The following is a 24,749-nucleotide window of genomic DNA, read 5'->3' as shown; positions in this document are numbered from 1 at the left end:
GGTTTTTTACGAAATTTTCACAATCAGGTCGGTGATGCAGACGCGCAGCCCTGCCGTGTCATCACCAATTGCCCCCCAGCGCCTTGTACAAGCCAATGCTGGCCTGCAACCGCGCCAGGCGCAGTTGCACGTTCAAGTCCTGAGCGGCGAACAGGGTGCGTTGGGTTTCCAGCACGCTGAGCAAATCCTCGGCACCGGCCTGGTAGCGGCTCTGGGCGATGTCGAAGGCGGTCTGGGCCTGGGCCAGTTCCTCGCCTTGCCATTGGCGTTGCTCATCAAGGCCGCGGATGCTGGCGAGGGCTTTTTCGACGTCGGCAAAGCCATTGATGATCGCCCCGCGATAACTTTCCAGCAGCTCTTGCTGGCGCGCGGTGGCGCGGTCGCGTTCGGCGCTCAGGCGGCCATTGTTGAAGATCGGCGCCACCAGCCCGGCCGTGAGGTTGTAGAACGGACTGCGCAACAGGTCGCCGAAGGTGTCGGCACCCGAGCCGATATTGGCGCTCAGGGTGACGCTGGGCAGCAGCGCCGCACGGGCCACGGTGACATCGGCCTGGGCGGCGGCCAGTTGCGCTTCGGCGCGGGCGATGTCCGGGCGGCGGCTGAGTAGGTCGCTGGGTACCCCGCTGGCGATACTCGGCCAGCTCATTTGGGCGAAGTTCAGGTGGCTGCGCGGCAGCGCTTGCACCGGGCGACCGAGCAGGGCCGCGAGGGTGATCCGGGCTTCTGCGGCCTGCTGTTGCACCAGCGGTAATTGCCGCTGTTGGGCCGCGACCAGGCTCTTTTGCTGGGCCAGCTCCAAGGCTGTGGCTGACCCCGAATCGTAGCGGGTCTGCACCAGTTTCAACACGCTTTGCGCGTTGCCCAGGTTCAACTCGGCGATGCGGCTTTGCTCGGCCAGCGACAGGCTTTGGCTGTAACTGTTGGCCACGCTGCTGAGCAGAGTCAGCTCGACGGTTGCCTGATCGAACTCGCTGGCGCGCACCCCTTGCAGCGCGCTGTCACGGGCGGCGTGCCGGGCGCCCCAGAAGTCGATCTCGTAGCTGGCGCTGAGGCTGGCGTCAAAGTAGTCCACCGCCTGGTTGCTGCTGTCGGCGTCCAACTGGCTGTAGCCATTGCCGCGCAGCAGCTTCTGGCGGTTGGCATTCAATCCAGCCTTGACCTCCGGCAGCAACGGGCCACCGGCGATCACCGCCGTCGCCTGGGCCTGACGCACCCGTGCCACGGCGGCTGCCAGGTCATGGCTGCCGAGCTGCGCTTCGGCGATCAGGCTCTCGAGCTCCGGGCTGCCGAACGTGGCCCACCATTGCTGGCGGTTTTTCTCGGGCTTGGTGCTGACGGGTGATTGCCAGGCGGGCGGCGCGCTGATGCCGCTGTCCGGGCGCTCGGCGGGGGTCCCGCAGGCACTGAGCAGCAGGCAGGCGCAGAGCAGACTCAAAGGCGGCTTCATAGGTCGATCATTCACTGGTTAGGGCCGTGACCGGGTCGAGCCGGGCAGCTTTACGGGCCGGCATGAAGCCGAAGATTACGCCGGTGACCAGGGCGCAGCCGAAGGCGCCGAGGACCGCGAACAGGGAGAACGCCACGGCCACTTCACTGAGGATCAGCACGCCGCCCACCAGCAAGGCCAGGGCGATCCCGGCAATGCCGCCAACCACCGAGAGCATCACCGCTTCCGTCAGGAACTGGCGCAGGATGTCCCGTTGCCGGGCGCCGGTGGCCATGCGGATGCCGATCTCGCGGGTGCGTTCGCGCACGGTCATGAGCATGATGTTCATCACCCCGATACCGCCCACCAGCAGGGAAATCGCGGCAATCGAGCCGAGCATCAGCGACAGGGTATTCTGCGTGCGCGCCTCGGCCTGGATCATCGCGGCGTTGTTGGTCAGCTCGTAGTCCTTCTTGCCGTTGTGCAGCTTGCGCATCAACTGGTCGATGGCCTGTTCGGCTTCCTTGACCTTGCGCGCGTCGGCGGCGGCAATGGCGATGTACTCCGGCTCGTACGTGCCGAACAGGCGCACGCTGGCCGCGGAGTAGGGGATGGCGATGCGGTCGTCGCTGTCCTGATCGCCCGAGCTGGCGCCTTTTTCCGCCAGCACACCGACCACCTGGAACGGCACGTTCTCGATCAGGATGTACTGGCCGATCGGGTCGGCGACGTCCTTGAGCAGTTTGTCGCGGACCTTCTTGCCGATCACCGCCACCGCCGCGGCATTGCGCTCGTCGGCCTCGGTGAAGTAGCTGCCCTCGACCACCGGCCAGTTGAAGATCGCCGGGAAGTTGGTGTCGTTGCCGCCGACGTAGCTCAGGTGGTCGGCATTGCCAAAGCGCACCCCGGCTTCGGCGCCATTGACCGGCATGATGCGCTTGACTTGCGGCAGGCGGGCCAGGGCCGCGACGTCGCTGAGGGTAACTACCCCTGGGGGCGTGCGCGGGTTTGGTGACGAGCCGCTGAGGTAGATGATGTTCGAGCCAAAGGCACCCATCTGCGCCATCACCTGGCGCTTGCTGCCTTCGCCCACCGCCAGCATCACCACCACCGAAGCCACGCCGATGATGATCCCGAGCAGGGTCAGGGCGGTGCGAAAGCGGTTGATCCACATCACGCGCCAGGCCGCGTGCACCGCATCCAGCAGTTCGCCTTTCCAGGCGCCGCTGGCTGCGCTGCCCTGGCTCAGGCGTTGGCGCAGGTCGACGGCCTGCAGGGCGCCGGGGTTGGCCGAATGCTGGACCTGCGGGTTGTCGGCGGCACTGTCGCTGATGATCAGCCCGTCGCGGATTTCGATAACGCGCTTGGCCCGGGCCGCGACTTGGCGGTCGTGGGTAATCAGGATCACCACGTGACCCTGGCTCGCCAGTTCATCGAGCAGGGTCATGACCTCGGCGCCACTCTGGCTGTCGAGGGCGCCGGTGGGTTCATCGGCGAGGATGATATGGCCGCCGTTCATCAACGCGCGGGCAATCGACACCCGCTGTTGCTGGCCGCCGGAGAGCTGGTGGGGACGGTTGCCGGTGCGCTCCGCCAGCCCTAGCCGGGCGAGCAGGGCGGCCGCGCGGGCATGCCGTTCGGCGGCCGGGGTGCCGGCGTAGATCGCCGGCATCTCGACGTTTTCCTGGGCCGAGCCCGAGGGAATCAGGTGGTAGCCCTGGAACACAAAACCGAAGGCTTCACGGCGCAGCCAGGCCAGTTCGTCGCTGACCAGTTGCGCGACGTTTTCCCCGGCAAACCGGTACTCACCGGCGCTCGGGCGATCGAGGCATCCGAGGATGTTCATCAGCGTCGACTTGCCGGAACCGGAGGCGCCGACAATCGCCACGAACTCGCCGGCATGGATCGACAGGTCGATGCCGCGCAGCACGTGGACTTCGGGGGCGTCACCGCCGCCGTAGGATTTGCGGATGTGTTTGAGGTCGATCAGCGGCGTTTGCATTCAACCCTCGTTGCCGTCGACCGGACCGATCAGCAGGTGATCGCCCTCATTCACGCCATCGAGGATCTGCACCTGCAAGCGGTCGCTGAGGCCGGTGCTGACTTCCCGGGCTTCAATGCTGCCATTCTTGGCAACCACCCGCACACTCTGGCTGCCGGCCCTGGCGCCGTTCTGCAGGGCCGAAACCGGGGCGGTGAGCACGTCTTTCGCCGCACCGGCGACAAAAAACACCTGGGTGGTCATTTCCGCCATCAGCGCGTTGTCGGCGTTGTCGACGTCGAGCAATACGGTGTACAGCACCACCCGCGCGCTGCCGCTTTTACCGCTGCTGGACGGGCTGCCACCACCGCTGCCCTGGCCACTCTGGTCCAAGGGCTTGGGCGGCACCGGGAGAATCTGCCGCACCGTGCTTTGCCAGCGTCGCGTACCGCCTGCGAGGGTCGTGAAGTAAGCCTGCATGCCAGGTTTGACGTGGCCGATATCAGCCTCCGAGACCTCGGCCCAGACGGTCATCGGCGACAGTTTGGCGATACGCAGGATCAACGGCGTCTGCTGCTGCGCGTTGAGGGTCTGGCCGGTTCGGGCATCCAGCGCCACCACCGTACCGGCCATCGGCGCATAGATGCGTGTGTAGCCCAGCTCGGCCTGATCGCTGCGCAGGCTGGCTTCGGCCTGGCGGATCTGGGCCTGGAACATCTGGATGCGAGCCTCGGTGGCGCGCAGTTCGGCGTGGGCGGTCTGCACATCCTCTTCACGGGTGGCGCCGCCGGCGGCGAGGTTCTGCTGGCGCTGGTATTTCTGCCGGGCCAGGTCGTGCTGGGCGCGTTGTTCCTGCAGTTGGGCCTTGAGGTTGTCGATGGAGAAGCGCCCGGCATCGAGCTTGGCGTTCTGGGTCGCGGGGTCGATTTCCACCAGCAGTTGACCTTCCTTGACCACATCCCCGACTTCGACGTGGATGTTCTTGATCTGCCCCGAGGCCTGGGCGCCGACGTCGACATAGCGCCGTGGCTGCAAGGTGCCAAGGGCGGTGACGCTACTCTCGATGTCGCCGCGGCTGACCTGCACCGTGGCGAACTGATCCCGGCCGGGGGCGTTGAGCTGCCAGGCAGCCAGGGCAATAACCGGGATCAGGCAAAGGCCTGCAAGCAAGGCACGGCGGGTCTTTCGCGGGTGTTTCATGCAGGGTTCCGATCAATGGAAATCGTCCCCTGCCGGTTGGCGCAAACAGCGCGACCACAGCCAGGCCCTGCCAGAAATCCCGGCAGTTACGGGGAACTGTCCTTAATACGATGAATTGACGGGCAAATTTAGGCGCTGACACAAAGGGTTACAGCTGCCCGTCGGGATTATTTACCGCGCAATCGACGCAGTGCTTTAAATCTATATGAGAATTACTATAAATTACACGCCGCAGATTTGCCATCATCGTGCCGCCATCGTTTTCCTCAGGCGTTGGCCAGGTTCAAGGACAGGTACCGTTCATCAAAGCGGTCGGGAGTCACGTTGGAAAACTACTATCGCGAGCTGGTGCGTTTCCTCAACGCCAAGCTGGGCAACCGCCAGGTGGCCGAAGATGCGGTGCATGACGCCTACGTGAGGGTGCTGGAACGCGCCAGCGACACGCCGATCGAACAGCCACGCGCCTTCCTCTATCGCACTGCCCTGAACCTGGTGATCGATGGTCATCGGCGCAATGTTGCGCGCGCGGCCGAACCGCTGGAAGTGCTCGACAGCGAAGAGCGCTTCCATAGCCCGTCCCCGCAGAACAGTCTCGCGCAAGCGCAGCGCATGGAGCTGTTGCAGCGCGCCCTGGCGGAACTGCCGCCGCTGTGCCGCGAGAGTTTCCTGTTGCGCAAGCTCGAAGGCATGTCCCACCCCGAGATTGCCGAGCACCTGGGCATTTCCCGCAGCCTGGTGGAGAAGCACATCGTCAATGCCATGAAACATTGCCGCTTGCGCATGCGCCAATGGGATGCGGTTTGAGCGGTTGTCGCTCGCTGCAGGCTACAACCACCCCGAGCGTTTAAAGCTGCCCCACAGCGCGACGCAACCCACGCTGATAAACCCCAGCACCGCGAAATAGCCGTAGTGCCAGGTCAGCTCCGGCATGTTCTGGAAGTTCATTCCGTAGATCCCCGCCACCGCTGTCGGAAACGCCAGGATCGCCGCCCAGGCGGCGAACTTGCGTTGCACCACGCTTTGCCGTGACGCCTCCAGCAGCACCCCGATCTCGATGGTCTGGCTGGCAATGTCGCGCAGGGTGGTGAGGTCTTCCATTTGCCGCGTGACATGAATCTGCACGTCCCGAAAGTAGGGGCGCATGTTCTTGTCGATAAACGGAAACTTGAGTTTCTGCAGCTCTTCGCTGATCTCCACCATAGGCGCGGCGTAGCGACGCAGGCGCAACACGTCGCGACGCAGGCCATGCAGGTTCTGGATATCGCGCTCGTTCAGGGCGCTGTTCAGCACGTTGTGTTCCAGCGCGTCGATTTCGCCGTGAATCGCTTCGCCCACCGGCTGGTAGTTTTCAATCACGAAGTCGAGCAGGGCATACAGCACGAAATCTTCGCCATGCTCCAGCAGCAGCGGGCGCGCCTCACAGCGCTGGCGCACATGAGCATAGGAGGCCGAGTGGCCGTTACGGCAGGTGATGATGTAGCCCGTGCCGGCAAAGATGTGAGTCTCGATGAACTCCAGCACGCCGTTCTCGCGCACTGGTGAGTAAGTCACGATAAACAGCGCGTCACCGAAGGTCTCGAGCTTGGGCCGGCTATGTTTTTCCAGGGCGTCTTCGATGGCCAGTTCGTGCAGGTTGAACTGGCGTTGCAGGTTGGCCAGCTCCAGCGCACTCGGCTCTTCGAGGCCGATCCAGACGAAGTGGCCGGGTTTTGCCGCCCAGGCCGCGCCTTCATCCAGGGTGATATTGGTGACTTTCTTGCCGGCGCTGTAGACCGCGGCCGCAACGACTCTACCCATAATTCCGATTCACTTCTTCTTCGCCGATGGCAGTGACAAGCAGGGTGCAGCTTAGCCTGCTTGTGGAGGTCGGGGCGAGGGTAAACCGGAGCGCGCGTCCGGCGCTCAGGCGGCTTGCAGTTGGTGGTCCATGGCCTCGATGCATTCACGCATCTGCTCGCGGCATTGCGCGATCAGTTGCGGCATGTCATCCAGGGTCAGGCCAGCGGTAGGGATCGGCGGCAGCGAGCGGATCAGGATCTGGCCGCTGTTCCAGCGATTGAGGCGCATGTGGTTGATGTAGTTGCTGACGCACACCTGCACGATCGGCACGCCGGCGGCAATCGCCATCTGGAACGCGCCCTTCTTGAACGGCAGCAATTCCTTGCCCAGGTTGCGCGTGCCCTCGGGGAACACCCAGATCGAGGTGTCTTTGTGCTGCAAGGTATGGGTGGTGGTGAGCATCGACTGGCGGGCCTTGTGGGCATTACCGCGGTCGATCAGCACATTGCCGGCCAGCCAGAACAGTTGCCCGAACAGCGGCACCCATTTCAGGCTCTTCTTGCCGATGCACACGGTGCGGTGGGGCACCACGTTGCCGAGCACAAACAAGTCGTAGTTGGACTGGTGGTTGGCAATCACCACGCAGCTTTGCTTTTTGTGGGTCAGCGAGTCGACGTCGGTCTTGACCCGCAGGCGCAGGATGCACATCGCCGGCCAGGCATAGAGGCGGGCGCACAACCGGCTGTTATCCGGATTGAACGGCCGGCACAGCCCAAGCAACACACCCAGCACACCCGCCAAAACAAAATGCAGGCCCATCAACAACATACGAAACAGATACAGCATCTACAGGCCCACCGGAGCAAAAGGTGGCGCAGTGTACGGATGTGCACTGTTTTCGGCAATTGCCGCTATATAGGTAGGAGATGGCCGATGTTTAAGCGCATGTTTCCAACATCTGCTGATGGATGCGGGCTAGAGCGTTTAAGCGCTTTTCGGTTGCCGATGTAGGAAAAACCCCAATGCTTGGCGACAACGCCGCACTTTGTACGATCGAACGCCCGCTCCCACAGGTTTGCTGGCCGTACGCAAAATTTGCGGACCGCCAGATTTACTGTAGGAGCGAGTGCCCGCTTGCGGCTTGCTCGCGATGGACGTCAACGATTACGCATGCTGGCAGAACAAACGCGTTGTTTTTAAGTTCATCGCAAGCAAGCGCAGGCCCTGACCTTAAACCAGGTGAGCCTGGTCCTGGACGATTGCGCTGTCCAGCGCATCCAGCAAGCCCTTGCGAACCTTGAGCTTGGTGTTCTTGTGGGCAGTCATGTTGATCTTCTTCAACTGACGGGCCGCCGCCAGTGCAGCACTTTGCAGCTCCTCGGCCGCTACCACCTTATCGAGGAAGCCGGCATCCACCGCGCCTTGCGGGTCGAACATCTCTCCATTGATCACCGAACGGTGGAACGCCGACTTGCGCAGGCGATCACGGGCCAGCTCGATGCCGGCGTGGTGCATGGTCATGCCGATCTGCACTTCATTCAAGCCAATGCTGAACGGCCCCTCGACCCCGATCCGGTAGTCAGCCGACAACAGAATGAACGCGCCCTTGGCCACCGCATGCCCAGGGCACGCGACGATCACCGGGAACGGGTGGGCCAGCAGGCGGCGGGCGAGGGTAGAACCGGCAGTCACCAGGCTCACGGCTTCCTTGGGACCCGCCGTCATCACCTTCAGGTCATAACCACCGGAGAGAATGCCCGGCTGGCCGGTGATGATCACCACCGCCCGATCCGTCACAGCCTGGTCCAGCGCAGCATTAAACGCGGCGATCACGTCCGGGGAGATGGCATTGACCTTGCCATTGCTCAAGGTCAGGGTCGCGATACCGTCTTCGAGGTGGTAGGAAATCAACTCACTCATGACGCTATTCCTTGTATTGAAGTGCAGCAGACGTTACCCATGGCCGTCGGCCAGGTAAAGCGCCATGACTGACCGGCCAGTCAGCCAAACCGGCTCCGCCCGGCATGGCCGGCCACGGCCGCCCGGCATTCCCCTCTATATAGAAGCGCGGCCCGGGCCGGAGAATGGCCGGTTTGCCCTACCCACAAAACCGCGCGCCCGAACAAATCTCTTAAGCGCATGAAAATTCTGAAAAAAATGTTTGCCATCAGAAAAGCTTTCGACTACATTAGCGCGCCTCGACAGACAGAACTTGTTTGAAGAGATACGGTGAAGTGTCCGAGTGGCTTAAGGAGCACGCCTGGAAAGTGTGTATACAGGAAACTGTATCGAGAGTTCGAATCTCTCCTTCACCGCCAAATTTGAAACGACTAAACCCCTGAAAACGTTAAAGTTTTCAGGGGTTTTGTGTTTTCAAAGGGTCAAAAAAGGCCCATATGGGAACATCCATGGGAATACGGGCTGCTGTTCTGTCTGCGTTGTGCCCCGATTTAGGGGAGTTTCAGCACCACCTGGTGGCTACAGATTCAGTGCGTGCTGCAGTATGCCGATGACGTCCGGGCCGTCCTCGTTGATCCACGTACCGTAGTGCTGGCGAATCATGTTCGCGCTGGTGTGGCCCATCTGCTCGGCGATCCAGTCAACTGAGGCTACGCCTGTGGTCAGCAACTGGCTGGCGTAGGTGTGGCGGCACTGACCAGGCCCGCGATAGCGAACACCGGCCGTATTCAAATGAGCTTTGAAGAACCTGTCCCTCACGACAAAGTCACTGACGTGGGGTAAGCCGCTCTTGGTGTTCAGGAAAACAAAGTGCAGCTTGTGCTTGCGGATCGTCTTGTTGTCCCGCTCGACGATATCGACGGTTTCAACTCTCTTGTGCTGGTTGATCGCGTCCAGCTTACGCAGCGCGTCCCACGCGGGTTCCAGCAGCCGCACCTTACGTGTCGAGCGTCGAGTTTTCGTTACGCGGTAGGCACCGCGAACCTTAGATCGGCGGAAAGTCACTGTTCCCAGCTTCAAGTCGACGTCTTCCCAGGCCAACGCAATGGTCTCGGAAACTCGCGGCCCTGCCCAAATCATGAATTGCACCATCAGCAGCTCCTGAGTGCGATGGGTCGGCGTTTCGAGGATCTGTTTGATTTCCGCCCGGGTGAACGGGTCGGGGGCTTCGGGATCGGGAAGACGAACGAATAACCCCTCAGTAGGGTCGTGTGCGACCTTTTTACGGGTGCGGTAGAGCCTAAACACCTGACGGACATTGCTGATGATGTCGCGAATAGTCTTGTTCTTGAGCCTTTTCGAAAGCGGCCCCTGGATCCACTCTTGCAGGTCCAGGTGGTCGATCAGCTCTATCTGAATGTCACCCCAGCGCGGCCGCACATGGACCTCGGCCTTGTTCTTGTATCCTCGAAAAGAGGTCGCGGCGACGCTGTTGCTCTTGATCGTCACCCGATGTTGTCCCGCGCCGCGTTTGAACAGTTCGCCCTAGACTCGTTGTGCCTGGGCAATGGCTATCTGGAGCGCCGACGCTCGGTGCTTGGCAGTACGCGACAATTGGTACCGCCGCTGGCGAAGTACATGCGTGCTGGACCAGACGGCCGGTTTTACCAAGTGCAAGGCTTCAAAAATGAGCATGCCTTTGACCCGGGTAGCGTCTTTCACCTGCGCGAGGCGGATCTGCACCAGGAGATTTACGGACTGCCGGAGTGGATCAGCGCCTTGCAGTCGGCGTTGCTCAATGAGTCCGCGACCCTATTCCGGCGCAAGTACTACGAAAACGGCAGTCATGCTGGCTTCATCTTGTACATGACCGACGCCGCGCAGACAGAGACTGACATCGACGCGCTGCGCAAGGCGCTCAAGGATTCCAAGGGACCAGGAAATTTTCGCAACCTGTTTGTTTACTCGCCGACCGGCAAGAAAGACGGAATTCAGCTAATCCCGGTCAGCGAGGTGGCGGCAAAGGATGAATTCAACTCGATCAAGAATCAGACGCGGGACGATGTGCTGGCCAGCCTGCGGATACCACCGCAACTGATGGGCATCGTGCCACAGAACGCTGGGGGCTTTGGATCGATTAGGGAGGCGGCGCAGATCTATGCGGCGAACGAACTGGAACCCATTCAGACGCGGATGCTGCAGCTGAATGACTGGGTGGGGGAGGAGGTAATCCGGTTCAAACCCTACGAAATCGCCGGGGAGGCATCAAGTCCACCTGCGCAGTAGCCTGAGTTGTGCATTTGGATCTGAAAATTTGGCAGAAGCTAAATCACACGAACGCACTCGATTAGTACGGGGTGATGGCTGTAAATTAACACCCGTATTTTGGCCGGTGTCGAATCATGTGATGCCCGACGGGAGAAGTGATGTGCTTGAACTTTTTGAAAGTAAACAATGGATTGGTGAGTTCTTCACTAACGACGATTTTGAACAAAGGTTTTATGGCAGGATTGACTATGCCCCAGATGAGGGTGTTGTCTTAGAGTATTGGATTGCATCAAGAGAAATGCCTTTGGTTTCATGTGTAGTTCATGGCGTTCTTGAAACCGGCGAAAAGTGTACCCTGCTTGGAGAATTTTCGACTGAGGATTCGGCGATAAGTTTCAAGGATGGCTTGGTTATGAGATCAGGGAAAGTAGGGTTTGCGTGTCTTTTATTAGGTGATTTTATAAGTGAGGGTGAGCTTTTTTATGATGTGAATTTTTCTCTGACGAATCTTCAGGAGTTCTTTTTCCCCAAAGGATTTAAAGAGCTGGTTAAGTACTCTGAAAAGCCACTGGTAACAATAAAGTCGAGCTTTGGCGAGATCCAGGTTACAAATAATGCTCGTTTCGGATCTCTGCATGACGATATTACGAAGCAGATATATAGTTGGGACAAGCAAGCGCTTGCAGAGCTTCAATCTGCATTTGCTGAAATTAAAGAAAAAAATCCAAACTCAACCTTTATGTTGAAAAAGGATATTGAGTATCGTATTTCACTAAAAATGGATGGTGGGGCTGATTACAATAAAGTATTTGAGTATATTAGTAATTTGGCGGATCTGTTTGCGGTTCTAATATATAGCCCCGTTCACCCGGAAAGCATACAGATAGTGAAGAGGATAGGGGGGGCGGATGAGAACGTACGATTTGTTAAATTTTATCCTTCTACTAGCTTGAGTGCTAAAACAGTAGCGCTTAGCTCGCAACAAACCTCGCACTATCATTTGCCAATAACTAACAAAAAGGTGGACTTGGCTTCTTTGATTGCGGAGTGGATGCGCTCGCCTGATCGTTTCTCGACAATGGTTTCCAGTATACAGAATGAGACAGGATATAGAGAGGTGCATTCGTTGCACGGGGAATTGGTGCTTTTTGCCACCCAGTTTGAAGCTATTAGCTATGATGATAAAATTAAAGACAAGAAGTATGAATATCCATTGGTAAGGTATGGGACGAGAAAAATTCTAGAGGTGGTAAAGGATGTCTTAGGAAGATTTGGAGAGCACGATGTTGGTGTAGGGATCTCCAATGTGCGAAATGAAATTGCTCATGTGGGTCGTCCAAAGACTTTAATAAAAGCCATGCCCATGGAGGACCTGATTTTGTTATCTCAATGCTTAGAGTTAACAATTGTCGGTTATATGCTAAGTGAAATAGGTGTTGAGTCGGAGTTGATTCAGAATTATCAAGATAAGTTTTGTCCTATGTTGTAGTTGCAAATCTTTCGCTTTGTTTGTTGTGTGGGTGTATGCGGGAGTGATGGCTGGGGATGAAGAGAGCGTAGCTGCTTTATTCTTTATGATTTGAAGTGGTGAAGCAGAGCGAAGTTTATTTTCCCCGCTCTGCTTTTCGTGAACTTTTGATATTGATATAGCCAAATCCTCGTCGTACTGCAGAGCTAGTGAGTCTCAAATCTTTAATTGTTTAGTAGTTGTATGTGAGTGTTCTACACTGGTGGGCGAGGGTTAAAGTTCTAGGCCTGTTAGTTTTTTGGCTGGGCAACTTCCGCAACTTGTTTGTCTGCGCACCGGCCGGGAAGAAGGATGGAATCCAGCTGATTCCGGTGAGTGAGGTGGCTGCCAAGGATGAATTCAGCTCAATCAAGAACATCAGTCTCGACGACTTGCTCGCGGCGCTGCGTATTCCTCCGCAGTTGATGGGCATCGTGCCGCAGAACGCTGGTGGCTTTGGTTCGTTACGAGAGGCCGCTGAAGTTTGGGCGGTCAACGAACTGGAGCCGTTGCAGGCGCGGTTGGCCCAGGTGAACGACTGGCTTGGCGAGGAGGTTGTCAGCTTCAAGCCTTTTGAGCTTGGGAAGGAATGCTAGAGTCACCACCGCCTTCTGCGAGTTTCGGGGGATTCGTAGAAGGTGATGTAATTGATTCAGATGGAAATATTGAATTCGTCCGGAGTTATTCCAATGACCACATCCAGGTACGGCCGGCCGCTGATTTGCTCAGTAACACTGAAGGTAGTCTGGAGTAGCGGTCCGAGTCATCAAAAGATTAACTTCGCTAAACCCCAAAGCGTTCCAATTATGGCTGCTGCATACAATGCAAATGGTATCGCCTTACCTTTTTTGGAATGGCAAAACCAAAGTAAAGGAACACTTGCCTTTGGTAGTTTTATCTCCGATTTCGGAATCGTCTGATCTTCAAATATTGGTCGCCAATATTTAAGTATATGATCATGTTGGGGCTCAAAGAAGTCGCTATGACCATAGTTGAAGTAACGGTCAGTGGCGGATGCAGTTCTAAATCCTTGATTTCCGGAGGAGCCGTACCCAAGCGTCACGCAGTTGGCTATGACTGGCCATACATCTCTAACACCAACATCATTGATAATGTCGGTGCTGTGAGCAAATGGAGCATGCTTTGTCCAATTGTAGTTTCGAGAGATGACAGAGCCACAAGTAATTATTTTCTCAAATCTAATGTCTGGATTATTTTCAAGTATTTTGGAAATGATGTAAGTGCCAAAGCTGTGTGCAATGACCGAGATTTTAGCTAGCGGTTCCTCGCGCTTTATTGTGTTTATATCGGCAAGAATTTTCTTTATCGGTCCTGACCTTGAAAATAAGGCAAAGTGAAAGCCAGTCACTAAGTCGTAGCCTAGTTCCTGCACACGGAGGTATGGAACTCCAATCATCTGCTCCTGCACATCTTGTTGCCATGAGCCGTTGGTGTGAATGCCATGCACCAAAATAAGGATGCGAGACTCTTTAGTGTCGGTAGCACCATTAAAGTAGTGAGACGCCAACTCTTGGAATAGTATGCGCGATTCTTCGGGTATGTTCTTTTGAACCTCCCGGAATACTTTTCTTCTTTTGGAAGCGGCTGTTCCATCCCACAATACTCTTACTAACTCGATTATGTTAGTTTTGTCCATGTTTCGCCACGCGGTACAGCGTTTCTAAATCACTATCGGTTACTTCCATCGTCACATCGCGAACTGGGTCGTATACCTCAAGTGGACAATCGAACCAGTTATCATACTCATGAATCGCAGGGCCTCCTGGCGAGCGCACTATGACTTTACGCTCAAAGAGGCCGGACTCAACAAGGATGGTAGTGACCTTCGCAAAGTGGGCAGTGCTTCCTGCCTGGGAGATGTCATAGAGTCGACCAGGAGGCATAATTACCTGCAGCACATTCTCACCCTCCTCGCGCTCGATATCTGCGAAGTGGTTCGCCAATCTTCTTAACGCATCAGCCTCTTGTGGGAAGGCTTTAATTAAGGGAGAGAATTTTTCCGAGAACATATGAATAATCTCTTGGTGAGCAGGCTGCCGTAACTGCAAACTCGTGAACTTCCCCGTTTAGTATTACGTGAACTTCCCGGGTGGCATCATCTGGCATTATAAACCAAATATTGCTTCCCGTCACATAACCTTTTTTAGCAAGGAACTCTCTCATTGCGCCGGAAGAGCCGTCGTTCTGCATGAGGTTATTCGACATGTTGGCGGCCGATAAGTTCATCGATATACCCATGTCATTAGTTGCCGTTGTGCTGGTGTAGCGAATTACACCTGCGAAATCATCTTTTTTCTCATGTAAAGTTGCTTTTGATTTTCCGAGTGATACTGGTTCAAATGAGTTTATTGGAATGAATTTGTTTATCAGTCTAATAAGTTCAGAGACCTGCTCGTGATATTTGGTAGAGTTCTCTCGCGAGGAAACGCGGATTTCCAAAAGACCTTCGTGGCTGAGGTGTGCGACACTTACCGCTCGTTTTTTTGTAACTTCCCAAACTTTAGTTCTTCGACCTGTGTGCTGATCAAAGTCGTCGTCTACAAGCTTGCTGCTTTCCCGGCATTCAACAATCTTAATGGTGAGCCCTAATACGCCATTTCCGTTAGGAGCCCTTATGATCCTGATGTCTACTATTTCCGGTTCATCTGGCATGTTGACGTATGCAGGCTGTGCCAATAGGCGGGCCAGTCCCTCTGCTTTAGCAATTTGCGTTAAGCGATTTTCTGAGAGCATTTGAGGGGCGTCAGCAGGCTTGCATCGGAAAAGAAAAATATGCTGGCGGCCATGCTCCTCTACATCGCGGAGTAAAGACTCTAGGTCGGCTAATGCAAGCTTTTTATTTTCCAGCGCTGGCAGTACTCGGGAGTCATACATATGTTCCCAGTTTGTTGCGCTGTGATGAACGCCTTTATCTTTAAGAAAATCTTTGACTACCTGCTGAGTAGTCGCTGCCTTCAGAAGTTCAAATATAGATTCGGCACGTTCTTTTTCGACCTGGCTAAGCAATTCCTGTCCCCTGTTGGTTACCCGTCATTCAATAGCCTCGCTCAAATCGAAGCCTCTCCAAGAATGGGGGTACAGACAGCCTAGGGTCACGGTGAGTGAGCTCCGGGACGCACTGCCCACATCCTTGTGCCAGCATTCTCTACTGCCACACGATTCCACACAATCTTTTGTGATGGCGATGTGTCATATCTCGATCATTGGCTACCCGCAGGCCATTGAAAATCATTCCTACTGAGGTTCGCACCAAAAAGGTGCGCTCTCTGTGTTGTCACCCCGGCGCGCGCCGTCATCCCCCCACCTCGCCTGCGGGCTAAATGGGTCGTTTTTTCTGCAAGCCTGCGACCTGGTCACGGCGGCTCACGCTGGGCGCTTGGTTGGCATTCTGAGCGCATTGAAACCCTGCAGAACCCTGCAAGGGTGGGGTGATTGATGAGAGGTATGAGAACGGGCTGAGGGTATTTTCAGGAACGGCGTCGGGAAAAAGTAATTAGGAAATATGGGGTCGGTAAAGAGCCTGAAAGCCCCGTATTCATTGGGTCTCACTGATTACTTGAACAAGTTATTTTTAGTAACTCACTAGGTAATGTTTTTGTAAGTCATTGATTTATAAGGGGTGTAGCTCTATAGGGTATTACCTTAAAGAATAGTAATTACATTACTTACTTATTACTTTGATATTACCTTCCCGTTTTCGTCTGAAAGCCTTGAAAACAAAGGGCTGTAGCTGATCCTCCATTTGGTCTTACCTTCCTTACCTTTTTCCGATGCCTTTCCCCAAAATCACCAAACCCCATATGGGGGCGGGGATTTCGTTCTCGCCGCTCACATCCATGGGAACGCCATGGGAACACTTTTGCGCAGACGGATGCTCTGCAGCCCTTGTAAACCGTGGGGGTCGACGAGAAAAACAGGGCGCGGGCGCTTTCGAATCTCTCCTTCACCGCCACATTCTACAAACACAAACCCCCGATTTTCCTAGAGGAAGTCGGGGGTTTGTGGTTTCTGGCGTCTGGAAAAAAGCAATAGCGCAACACCATGGCAGTGCGAGCAGGCCTTCTCCTAATCGCGCATATACCCCCCATCCACATCCATAATTTCCCCAGTAACAAAACTCGCCGCATCCGATGCCAGGAAGCACACGGCGGCGGCGATGTCGCGGGGGGTTCCGGCGCGTCCCAGTGGCATGTCTGCCAGTACTTTGGCCCGTGCTTCGGTGCTCAGGGTGCTGGTCATGTCGGTTTCGGTCAGGGCGGGGGAGACGGCGTTGGCGGTGATGTTGAAGGGGCCGGCCTCGCGGGCCAGGCCCTTGGTCAGGGCGATTACGCCGCCTTTGGCGGCGGCATAACAACTGTTGCCCAGCAGGCCGCCGCCGCGTTTGCCGGCGACGGAGGCGATGTTGATGATGCGTCCGCAGCGACGGGCCATCATGCCGGGGAGTACGGCTTTGGCGCAGTAGAAAACGCTGTTGAGGTCGATTGCCATGACGCGTTTCCATTCTGCCGCGCTGACTTCTAGCAGGGGCAAGGTCGAGACGATGCCGGCATTGTTGACCAGGATGTCGATGCTGCCCAACGCCAGGCCCACCTGGCTGACCATTGCCTGCACCTGTTGCTCATCGGCAACGTCGACGCCCAGGCCGATGGCCTCAATGCCCAATTCACCGAGCTGGGCGGCGGCTCGTTCTGCGGCGTCGTGGTCGAGGTCGCAGATGGCGACCCGCGCGCCGCATTGGCCCAGGGCCACGGCGATGGCATAGCCGATGCCGCGTGCGGCGCCGGTCACCAGTGCGTTACGGCCCTTGAGAGAAAAACTGATCGGCGCAAAATTGGCTGAGGCATTCATTATTGTTATTCCTTGATCTGGACGCAGGTCGGCCTTCCCGATACACGGGAAGTGGCCGGCTTTTCGATGGACAGCAGGGGGTAAACCGTCAGGAAGGGGCGAAGCTGCCCAGCGCTAACTGGTTCTTCAGCGGCGCGATGTCCAGCCGCCGCAGGACGCGATACAGCGAGGGTCGGCAGATGCCTAGCGCGCGAGCCGCCGCGGTCATGTTCCAGCGGCAGTCGATGAGCACGCCGAGGACGTCCTCGCGCTCACCCACTGGGGCGGCGGTGGGCCTGCTCGGGCGAATCGGCGTGACGTTCTGCACCTGGGCGCGGACCGGCAGCCCAGGCTGACCACCGGCTTGGGCGAGGAAGTCAGCGGGCAGGTCACAGCGCTGGATGCGCGCGCCTTCCTTGACCGCGCAGGCGTAGCGGATAACCGCGCGCATCTGCCGCAGGTTGCCGGGCCACGCATGGCCGAGCAGCAGGGGCCAGACATCGGCACTGATCACCTGGCGTGGGTCGCAACCGGGCAATTCGTTGGCGACCATGCTGCACACCAGTTCGGCCCGATCAGTGCGCTCACGCAGGGGCGGCAATTGCACCACGCCGGTAGCAATGCGATAGAACAAGTCTTCGCGAAAGCGGCCGTTTTCCACCAGGTCGGACAGTGATTGGTGGGTCGCGCAGATCAAGGCGAAGTTCACTGGCACGCTGCGTTCGGCACCCAGCGGGGTGATCTCGCGTTCGGCGATGACCCGCAGTAGGCGGGTCTGCTGTTCGAAGGGCATGTCGCCGATTTCATCAAGAAACAAGGTGCCGCCGTCGGCCTGGGCCACTTTGCCTTTCTTGCCGCCGGGCAGGGCACCGGAGAAAGCACCGCGGGCATAGCCGAACAGTTCGCTTTCGATCAGGGTTTCGGGGATTGAGGCGCAGTTGAGGGCGACCAGTTGCGCGGCGTGGCGCTGACTGTGCTCGTGCAGTGCACGGGCGAGGACCTCTTTGCCAGTCCCGGTCTCGCCCTGGATCAGCACCGCGATGCCGCGCTCCATGAGCCGCAGTGCACGGCGAAAGGCCTGGCGCACGTAGGGGTCGGAGTCGTGGGCAATATCGCATTCAGGGTAGGCGGAGGTTGTGTGGGCTCGGGTAAACGAAGGGTTTTCGTGTACAGAAGGCATCAGCGTCACCTTTTATTATTGTATAGCTCGTGACTATGTCGACTCACCGCACTTGTGATGCAGCCGTCGATATGGCGTTGAATGACAATAACGAGGCACACTTATATTTTCCAATCCATAATAAATCATCTATTGATACCTTTGAGAGCATCATGATTGAGCTCCGCCATCTGCAATATTTCCGCACCCTGGCAGAAACCCTGCACTTCGGTCGTGCCGCCGAACGCCTGCATATCTCGCAGCCGCCGCTGTCACGGCAGATCGCCTTGCTGGAAGACGAACTGGGGGTCAGGCTGTTTGATCGTTCCCGGCGACGGGTCGAACTCACCGAAGCCGGCCAGCGTTTTTACCTGGACACCGGCACGGTGTTTGCCGCGTTCGAGCAGGCCAAGCGCAATGCCTTGGCCGCAGCGCGGGGGGCGGCGGGCGAGTTGTCGGTGGGGTTCATGATGTCGACGGCCTACAGCGTTACGCCGGCGATTACCCGGCGCTACGCTGCGCAGTTTCCCCAGGTCAGCCTGAAACTCACCGAGACCTTGCCCCTGGACCTGGCCCAGGACATCAGCAGCGGCAACAAGGACGTGGCGATCATGTACCGCCCGCAGGACTGCTCCGGGCTGGAAACCGTGACCCTGTTTCGCGAAGAAATGACCGTGGTCCTGCCGCCGGGCCATCGGCTCCTCGAGCAGGCGCTGATCGACCCACGGGAGTTGGCCGGAGAAACCTTCATCATCGTGCCCCGACGGATCGCTCCCGCCTTGCACGACATGATCTTCAACTACTGCCTGCAGCACGGTGTCACCCCGAACATCGGGCTGGAAATCAACATGCAGCAAACCATCGTCAACCTGGTGGGCGAAGGCTTGGGAATCGCGATCGTGCCGCGCTCGATGTGCAACATGCGCCTGGCCACCACCACCTTCAAACCGTTGCGCGATGCCCCGGTCATCGAGGTGGTCGCGGTGTGGAAGGCCGATAATCACAACCCCTGCATCGCCACCTTCATCGACAGCGCAGAGCACGCTTGCCTGCAAGTGACTCGCGAGGCGCAAGCGGGGTGAGCTGCGGACAAATCGGCTGGCCCAGACGATACAACTGAAGCGACACCTGTCTCCCGGAGTGTCTCCCGCCCAGCCCCGGGCGACAGCTGCCTGGGCCTGACCTCTATCGCGCAAAGCCCCGTTCCATAAGGCCTGCGCAGGCCTTGCCAAGCCTTGGCACCGCTCTTGCTATCGCCCTTGCAAACACCATTCATGCAAGGAACCCCTTATGCGATCGCCCGTTATCACAGGCTGGTATCACTCCCCATTCGGTAAGTTCGACCAACTCGATCCCGAGATGATGATGGCCGAGGCCGCCGTTGGCGCATTGGCGCATGCCGACATCGCGCCACAGCAGATCGACTCCATCCACATTGGCCACTTCAATGCCGGCTTTGTGTATCAGGACTTTCCCTCGTCCCTGTTGGCCAACCACATTGAGGCGCTGCGCTTCACGCCCTCGGTTCGGCTGGAGAATGCCTGTGCCACCGGCTCCGCTGCGATCCACTCGGCGCTGCAAGCCGTCCTCAGTGGCCAAAGCCAACACGCACTGGTAGTGGGCTTCGAGAAGATGAATACCCTGCCCACCGCCGAGGTGGGCAAGATCCTGCTCAAGTGCTGCTACGCCAAGGAAGAAGCCGACATCGAGGGCGGCTTTGCCGGGGTGTTCGGCAACATCGCCCACAGCTACTTCGAGCGTTACGGCGACCAGTCCGATGCGCTGGCGATGATTGCGGCCAAGAACCACGCCAACGGTGTGCTCAACCCGTACGCCCACATGCGTCGGGATTTCGGTTATGAATTCTGCCGTCAGCCATCGGAAAAAAACCCGTTCGTGGCCGGGCCACTGAAACGCACCGACTGCTCGTTGATCACCGATGGCGCGGCCGCCCTGGTGATCAGCCGCGAGGACCTGATAGGTGAGCGCCGCCATGCCGTGCGCTTCCGTGCTGCGGTGCAAGTCAACGACTACATGCCGCTGTCCAAGCGCGACCCCACCTACTTCGAAGGCGCCGCCCGCGCCTGGCAACAGGCCCTGCAGCGGGCCGAGCTGAGCCTGGCCGACCTGTCGCTGGTCGAGACTCACGACTGCTTCACCATCGCCGAATTGCTGGAGTACGAAGCCATGGGCCTGGCCGAACGGGGTCAAGGTGCGCGCGTCATCGCCGAGGGCATCAGCCGCAAGGACGGGCGCCTGCCGATCAACCCCTCGGGCGGCCTCAAGTCCAAGGGCCATCCCATCGGTGCCACCGGCGTGTCGATGCACGTGATGGCGGCCATGCAGCTCTGCGGCCAGGCCGGCGACATGCAGTTGCCCAAGGCCGATCGCGCCGGCGTCTTCAACATGGGCGGCGCGGCTGTGACCAACTACGTGAGCATTCTGGAGCGCGCGCAATGATGGGCATCGACAACGTGATGAATCTGGGGGAAATGCTCAACCAGGTCGCGCGTCGCTATCCGGATGCACCGGGTTTCATTCGTGACGGTCGTGAGCATTCCTGGCAAGAAATTTCCCGGCGGGTCGACAGTGTTGCTGCGGCCTTGCGCGCGCGCGGCCTGCGTAAAGGCGACAAGCTGCTGGTGCATTCGCGCAACAACCTGCCGCTGTTCGAGAGTGCCTGGGTCGCGTTCCGCCTTGGCGCCGTGTGGGTGCCGACCAACGTGCGGATCACCCCGGCGGAAGCGGCCTACCTGGGCAGCTCCAGCGGCGCGGTAGCGATGCTGTATGACGAAGGCCTGGAGCATTATGTCGACGCCGTGCGTGCGGCATCGCCGAGCCTGCAACAGGTCATCGCCATCGGTCAGCCGCGTGCCGGCGAACTGGGCTACGAGCAATTGCTGGAGGAGGGCAGCGCGCTGCAGGCCAGCTTCCGTGCGGCCGAAGTGAAGTACCACGACCCGCTGTGGTTCTTCTACACCTCGGGCACCACTGGCCATCCCAAGGCCGGGGTGCTGACCCACGGCCAGATGGCGTTTGTCATCACCAACCATATCGCCGACCTGATGCCGGGCCTGAATCAGCATTCGCGTTCGCTGGTCCTGGCCCCGCTGTCCCACGGCGCGGGCATCCATGCGTTGGTCAACGTCGCTCGGGGCGCTGCCTGCATCCTGCCGGCCAGCGACAAACTGGACTGCGACGAAGCCTGGCGCCTGGTGCAGGAATACCGCGTGGACAACCTGTTCACCGTGCCGACCATCGTCAAGATGCTCACCGAAAGCGAGGCCGTCGACCGCTACGACCACAGCAGCCTGCGCCACCTGATCTACGCGGGCGCGCCGATGTATCGCGCCGACCAGCGCCATGCCCTGGACAAGTTGGGCAAGGTCCTGGTGCAGTACTACGGCCTGGGTGAAGTGACGGGCAACATCACCGTGCTGCCTGCCGATTGCCACGACAACGAGGACTCGCCGAATGCCAAGGTCGGTAGCTGCGGCTACCCGCGCACCGGCATGCAGGTGGCGATTCTCGATGACGCCGGCAACGAACTGGACACGGGAGTCGACGGTGAAATCTGCGTGCGCGGACCGGCGGTGTTCAGCGGCTACTACAACAACCCCCAGGCCAACGAGAGCTGTTTCAAGTTCGGCTGGTTCCACACCGGCGACCTTGGTCATGTGGATGAACACGGCTATCTGTTCATCACCGGGCGGGCTTCGGATATGTACATTTCCGGTGGTTCCAACGTGTACCCGCGGGAGATCGAAGAGGCCCTGCTCAGCCATCCGGCGGTGACCGAAGCCGCCGTACTGGGTATGCCCGACGTGAAGTGGGGCGAGTCCGGCTATGCCGTGATCGTCACCACCGGCGAGGTCAGCGACGAACAACTGCTGGCCCATCTGGAGCCGCGAATCGCCCGCTACAAATGGCCCAAACGTTTTGTCCGCTGGGAGGAAATGCCCAAGTCAGGCTACGGCAAGATCGTCAAGAAGCAGATCCGCGCGTTGCTCGAAGAACGGCAGGAGGTGGCCTGATGGCGCCGCATTTCGCTGAGCGTGCCGGAGTACGCACGTTTATTCATGAGGGGCCGTCCCTGGCACCGCGACTGCTGGACCTGGAAGTACCGTGCTGCGAAGAGCTGCGCATCGTCCTGCCCCTGGCGAGCAACGTCGCGGCAGGCGTGCTCAAGGCGCTTGAAGGTCGGCGTTACGGCAGCGCCGTGGGGCGCATCCTGTGTGGCGGTGCCGCACACCTGAGCTATCACCGGATGATCGTCACCGACCAGCCCGAGCGTCCGTATGACTACGGCCAGCCGGTGGTCCTGGACGGCTACATCACCTTTATCAGCGGCGCCATCACCGTGGGGCGCGACGCCCGGGGCGCGCCGTTGTTGCATTGCCATGCCGGTTTCCTGGACCGCGATGGCGAGCAGCACGGCGGGCATCTGGTGCTGGACAAACTGATTGTCGGCAGCGAGCCACTGACGATTCGCCTGTGCCTGTTCGACCAGGTTGCCTACCAGGTACAGCCTGACGCAGAAACCCATTTCAACCTGCTGCATCCTGTCCGCAAGGAGCTGTCATGAGCGTTGCCGTAACCGAAGAATCGCTGGTCCAGGACGGCCGCCTGGGCCGTCTGGTGATCGCCCGCCTCAAGCCCAACGAAGACCTTATCGACAGCGCCGAGGCCCTGTGCAAAGAGCACGGCATTGATTTGGCGGTGGTTCGCGGTGGCTTGGGCAGCCTGATTGACGGGCAACTCAGCTACCTGGGTCGCGAGGGCATGATCCAGATCCACGTCCCGGGACCTGGGGTGGAAATCCTTAGCGTCAGCGGCGAAATCCTCAACGGTGCAAGTCGCCTGCAGGCGGTGGTTGCCGATGCCGATGGCAAGCTGTACGCCGGCCGCCTGGAACGCGGCAAAAACCTCACCTTCATCACGGTCGAACTGACGCTGCAAGAGTGGCTGCCCGACTGACGCTTTCATCCGCCATAGCCATAACAAGAAAGTCGAAGCCAGGTGCCGGGGGCCCTTTCATGCCCCGCGCCCCGGATTGTCGACCGCACCCATTAGGAGAAACAAAAATGACAATAAATCCTTTCGTTCGCCTGTCTTTGCTCGCCACCAGCGGGGTGCTCCTGTCACCCCTGGCCCACGCTGACTTCATCAAGGACGGCAAGGCCACCCTGGGGTTTCGCAACTACTACTTCAACAACGACTACCGCGATCGCGCCGGTCCCGCCGGGCAAAGCAAGACCGCCGAATGGGCGCAGGGCTTCTTTCTCGATTACAAGTCCGGCTTCACCGACGGCACCGTCGGCTTTGGTGTCGACGCGCTGGGTTTGCAGGGGGTGCGCCTGGATGGCGGTAAAGGCAATCACCGTGGCAGCTCGATGATTCCGGATGAGAGCGATGGCAGCGCCGTGGACGATTGGAGCCGACTGGGCCTGACCGGCAAGGTGCGTTTTTCCCAGACCGAGGCCCGCTACGGAACCCTGCAGCCGAAGTTGCCGATCCTGGTGGCCAACGATGGTCGCGTGCTGCCGCAAACCTTCGAGGGCGGCATGATCACCTCCAAGGAAGTGGACAACCTGACCCTGCTCGGTGGTCGCCTGGAACACGCGACTGGCCGTGGTTCGACCAACAGTTCGGGGCTCGCGGTTGCTGGTGGCACCCAGCAAAGCAATGAGTTCCTGTTTGCCGGCGCCGACTACAAGCTGAGCAAACAACTGACCCTGCAATACTACGCAGCCCAGTTGGAAGACTACTACGTGCAGCATTTCGGCGGCCTGGTGCATGTGCTGCCTTTGGGTGAAGGCCAGTCGCTGACCACCGACCTGCGTTACTTCAAGACCGACGCCGATGGCCGCAACGACACGGCCTCGGGTCGGGCTGCCGGGTACCGGGTCAGTGGCCTGGGGGACACCCCCGGCAAAATCGACAACGACACCTGGAGCGCGATGTTCACCTACGCCCTGGGTGGCAACTCCTTCCTGCTCGGTTACCAGAACGTCTCCGACAGCGGCAATTTTGTCCAGGCCAACCAAGGCAATACCAACGAAGGTGCGGCCGGCAGCAGTATCTACCTGTTCACCGACCGCCTGATCACCAGCTTCACCCGGGCCGGCGAGCGCACGGCTTTCGGCCAATACGGCTACAACTTCGCCTCCTTGGGTGTGCCAGGGCTGGTGGCGTCGGTCACTTACCTCAAGGGCACCCATATCCGCATGGCGAGCGGGTCCGACGAGAAAGAGTGGGAGCGTGACCTGGCGCTGGATTACGTGGTGCAGAGCGGCACCTTCAAGGGCGTCGGGTTCAGCTGGCGTAACGGCACGATGCGCAGCGGTGTGCCCAGCGAGTATTCCCAGGACCAGAACCGCGTGTCGGTCAATTACACCCTGGCGTTGTTCTGATCCCGTGGGGGTCGCTTGAACAGGGCCCCTTGTCCGTTGGCGGCAGGGTTGGCGGCCCTGCAGATCCATTTCTTCGGTAACGGCCGCCTATGGTTCCGCTTTTACAGCGGCTCACTTTTGAACAGCGCAAAAGTAAGCAAAACGCTCTTACCCCACCACTCGGCACCTCGCTTGGGCTCGGTGTTCCCTCACTCCGGCTTGAATCCGTGGGCCGCCGCCACGCGCCATCCATGGCGCGGGGCGGCTAACCCGGCGTCCTGCCGGGTTAC

20 protein-coding genes, 1 tRNA gene and 2 pseudogenes are annotated in these 24,749 nt (G+C 58.7%); 11 read left to right on the top strand and 12 right to left on the bottom strand.

The window, feature by feature from the left end:
• Positions 1-61: 61 nt before the first annotated feature.
• From ACIOVD_RS24835 to ACIOVD_RS24825, 3 genes are read right to left on the bottom strand one after another with little or no spacing between them, the layout of a single operon-like run.
• Entirely contained in the window at positions 62-1,447 is a 1,386-nt protein-coding gene (locus ACIOVD_RS24835) for an efflux transporter outer membrane subunit (RefSeq protein ID WP_401130774.1), read from the bottom strand.
• A 7-nt stretch (positions 1,448-1,454) separates the two neighbouring features.
• Entirely contained in the window at positions 1,455-3,428 is a 1,974-nt protein-coding gene (locus tag ACIOVD_RS24830; protein WP_401130772.1) for a MacB family efflux pump subunit, read from the bottom strand.
• Positions 3,429-4,607 carry an efflux RND transporter periplasmic adaptor subunit gene (locus ACIOVD_RS24825; RefSeq protein ID WP_401130770.1) on the bottom strand — a complete coding sequence of 393 codons (1,179 nt, stop codon included), beginning with the start codon at positions 4,605-4,607 and terminating at the stop codon, positions 3,429-3,431.
• Between the two features lie 273 nt (positions 4,608-4,880).
• On the opposite strand from ACIOVD_RS24825, the gene ACIOVD_RS24820 reads away from it, so the two are divergent.
• Positions 4,881-5,411, top strand: coding sequence for a sigma-70 family RNA polymerase sigma factor (locus ACIOVD_RS24820; RefSeq protein ID WP_256585398.1), 531 nt, complete (start codon positions 4,881-4,883; stop codon positions 5,409-5,411).
• Between the two features lie 21 nt (positions 5,412-5,432).
• Here the strand turns inward: ACIOVD_RS24820 and ACIOVD_RS24815 are convergent, their stop codons facing one another.
• From ACIOVD_RS24815 to ACIOVD_RS24805, 3 genes are all read right to left on the bottom strand, one after another.
• The gene (locus ACIOVD_RS24815) at positions 5,433-6,404 is read right to left on the bottom strand and encodes a magnesium and cobalt transport protein CorA (protein WP_095165592.1); all 972 of its coding nucleotides are present in this window, start codon (positions 6,402-6,404) and stop codon (positions 5,433-5,435) included.
• Between the two features lie 105 nt (positions 6,405-6,509).
• Positions 6,510-7,232 carry a 1-acylglycerol-3-phosphate O-acyltransferase gene (locus ACIOVD_RS24810; protein ID WP_159997166.1) on the bottom strand — a complete coding sequence of 241 codons (723 nt, stop codon included), beginning with the start codon at positions 7,230-7,232 and terminating at the stop codon, positions 6,510-6,512.
• Between the two features lie 384 nt (positions 7,233-7,616).
• A complete protein-coding gene (locus tag ACIOVD_RS24805; protein ID WP_095165585.1) occupies positions 7,617-8,306 on the bottom strand; it encodes a crotonase/enoyl-CoA hydratase family protein in 690 nt (229 codons plus the stop codon).
• Between the two features lie 308 nt (positions 8,307-8,614).
• Here ACIOVD_RS24805 and ACIOVD_RS24800 point away from each other — a divergent pair.
• Positions 8,615-8,704, top strand: a tRNA-Ser gene (locus ACIOVD_RS24800).
• 160 nt (positions 8,705-8,864) lie between these two features.
• Here the strand turns inward: ACIOVD_RS24800 and ACIOVD_RS24795 are convergent.
• A complete protein-coding gene (locus tag ACIOVD_RS24795) occupies positions 8,865-9,794 on the bottom strand; it encodes a tyrosine-type recombinase/integrase (RefSeq protein WP_401130767.1) in 930 nt (309 codons plus the stop codon).
• Here ACIOVD_RS24795 and ACIOVD_RS24790 point away from each other — a divergent pair.
• From ACIOVD_RS24790 to ACIOVD_RS24780, 3 genes and pseudogenes are all read left to right on the top strand, one after another.
• Positions 9,792-10,571, top strand: a pseudogene (locus ACIOVD_RS24790) (phage portal protein); the annotation flags it as partial. The gene ACIOVD_RS24795 and the pseudogene ACIOVD_RS24790 overlap by 3 nt on opposite strands.
• A 142-nt stretch (positions 10,572-10,713) precedes the next feature.
• Positions 10,714-12,042: a HEPN domain-containing protein gene (locus tag ACIOVD_RS24785; RefSeq protein WP_401130765.1), complete on the top strand. Its 1,329-nt coding sequence runs from the start codon at positions 10,714-10,716 to the stop codon at positions 12,040-12,042.
• Between the two features lie 284 nt (positions 12,043-12,326).
• Positions 12,327-12,656, top strand: a pseudogene (locus ACIOVD_RS24780) (Presumed portal vertex protein); the annotation flags it as partial.
• A gap of 170 nt (positions 12,657-12,826) precedes the next feature.
• Here the strand turns inward: ACIOVD_RS24780 and ACIOVD_RS24775 are convergent.
• The 5 genes from ACIOVD_RS24775 to ACIOVD_RS24755 form a co-directional block, all read right to left on the bottom strand.
• The gene (locus tag ACIOVD_RS24775; protein ID WP_401130763.1) at positions 12,827-13,717 is read right to left on the bottom strand and encodes a hypothetical protein; all 891 of its coding nucleotides are present in this window, start codon (positions 13,715-13,717) and stop codon (positions 12,827-12,829) included.
• Complete coding sequence (locus ACIOVD_RS24770) at positions 13,704-14,090, bottom strand: hypothetical protein (protein WP_401130761.1); 387 nt, start codon at positions 14,088-14,090, stop codon at positions 13,704-13,706. The genes ACIOVD_RS24775 and ACIOVD_RS24770 overlap by 14 nt, the downstream gene beginning before the upstream one ends.
• A complete protein-coding gene (locus ACIOVD_RS24765) occupies positions 14,059-15,087 on the bottom strand; it encodes a hypothetical protein (RefSeq protein ID WP_401130759.1) in 1,029 nt (342 codons plus the stop codon). Before ACIOVD_RS24765 ends, ACIOVD_RS24770 begins: the two co-directional genes overlap by 32 nt.
• Positions 15,088-16,146: 1,059 nt before the next feature.
• Positions 16,147-16,929, bottom strand: coding sequence for an SDR family NAD(P)-dependent oxidoreductase (locus tag ACIOVD_RS24760; protein ID WP_320332718.1), 783 nt, complete (start codon positions 16,927-16,929; stop codon positions 16,147-16,149).
• Between the two features lie 88 nt (positions 16,930-17,017).
• Positions 17,018-18,088, bottom strand: coding sequence for a sigma-54-dependent Fis family transcriptional regulator (locus ACIOVD_RS24755; RefSeq protein WP_401130757.1), 1,071 nt, complete (start codon positions 18,086-18,088; stop codon positions 17,018-17,020).
• Positions 18,089-18,240: 152 nt separating this feature from the next.
• Between ACIOVD_RS24755 and ACIOVD_RS24750 the strand changes: the two genes are divergently transcribed.
• The 6 genes from ACIOVD_RS24750 to ACIOVD_RS24725 all read left to right on the top strand — a co-directional run bounded on the left by ACIOVD_RS24750 (position 18,241) and on the right by ACIOVD_RS24725 (position 24,480).
• Positions 18,241-19,149 carry a LysR family transcriptional regulator gene (locus ACIOVD_RS24750; protein ID WP_095165568.1) on the top strand — a complete coding sequence of 303 codons (909 nt, stop codon included), beginning with the start codon at positions 18,241-18,243 and terminating at the stop codon, positions 19,147-19,149.
• Positions 19,150-19,357: 208 nt separating this feature from the next.
• On the top strand, positions 19,358-20,527 hold the full coding sequence (locus ACIOVD_RS24745) for an acetyl-CoA acetyltransferase (RefSeq protein ID WP_095165566.1): 1,170 nt from the start codon (positions 19,358-19,360) through the stop codon (positions 20,525-20,527).
• Positions 20,524-22,101 carry an acyl-CoA synthetase gene (locus ACIOVD_RS24740; protein ID WP_401130754.1) on the top strand — a complete coding sequence of 526 codons (1,578 nt, stop codon included), beginning with the start codon at positions 20,524-20,526 and terminating at the stop codon, positions 22,099-22,101. Before ACIOVD_RS24745 ends, ACIOVD_RS24740 begins: the two co-directional genes overlap by 4 nt.
• The gene (locus tag ACIOVD_RS24735) at positions 22,101-22,652 is read left to right on the top strand and encodes a hypothetical protein (RefSeq protein WP_401130752.1); all 552 of its coding nucleotides are present in this window, start codon (positions 22,101-22,103) and stop codon (positions 22,650-22,652) included. The genes ACIOVD_RS24740 and ACIOVD_RS24735 overlap by 1 nt, the downstream gene beginning before the upstream one ends.
• Positions 22,649-23,044 (top strand): PPC domain-containing DNA-binding protein, encoded by a 396-nt coding sequence (locus ACIOVD_RS24730; RefSeq protein WP_095165560.1) that lies wholly within the window; start codon positions 22,649-22,651, stop codon positions 23,042-23,044. The genes ACIOVD_RS24735 and ACIOVD_RS24730 overlap by 4 nt, the downstream gene beginning before the upstream one ends.
• A 107-nt stretch (positions 23,045-23,151) precedes the next feature.
• Positions 23,152-24,480 carry an OprD family porin gene (locus tag ACIOVD_RS24725; RefSeq protein ID WP_095165558.1) on the top strand — a complete coding sequence of 443 codons (1,329 nt, stop codon included), beginning with the start codon at positions 23,152-23,154 and terminating at the stop codon, positions 24,478-24,480.
• Positions 24,481-24,749 lie beyond the last annotated feature (269 nt).

Source organism: Pseudomonas sp. NPDC087626 (assembly GCF_044743405.1).
Lineage (GTDB): Bacteria > Pseudomonadota > Gammaproteobacteria > Pseudomonadales > Pseudomonadaceae > Aquipseudomonas.
The sequence above is the reverse complement of the archived record's forward strand: the minus strand, read 5'-3'. Positions and strand labels throughout refer to the sequence as shown.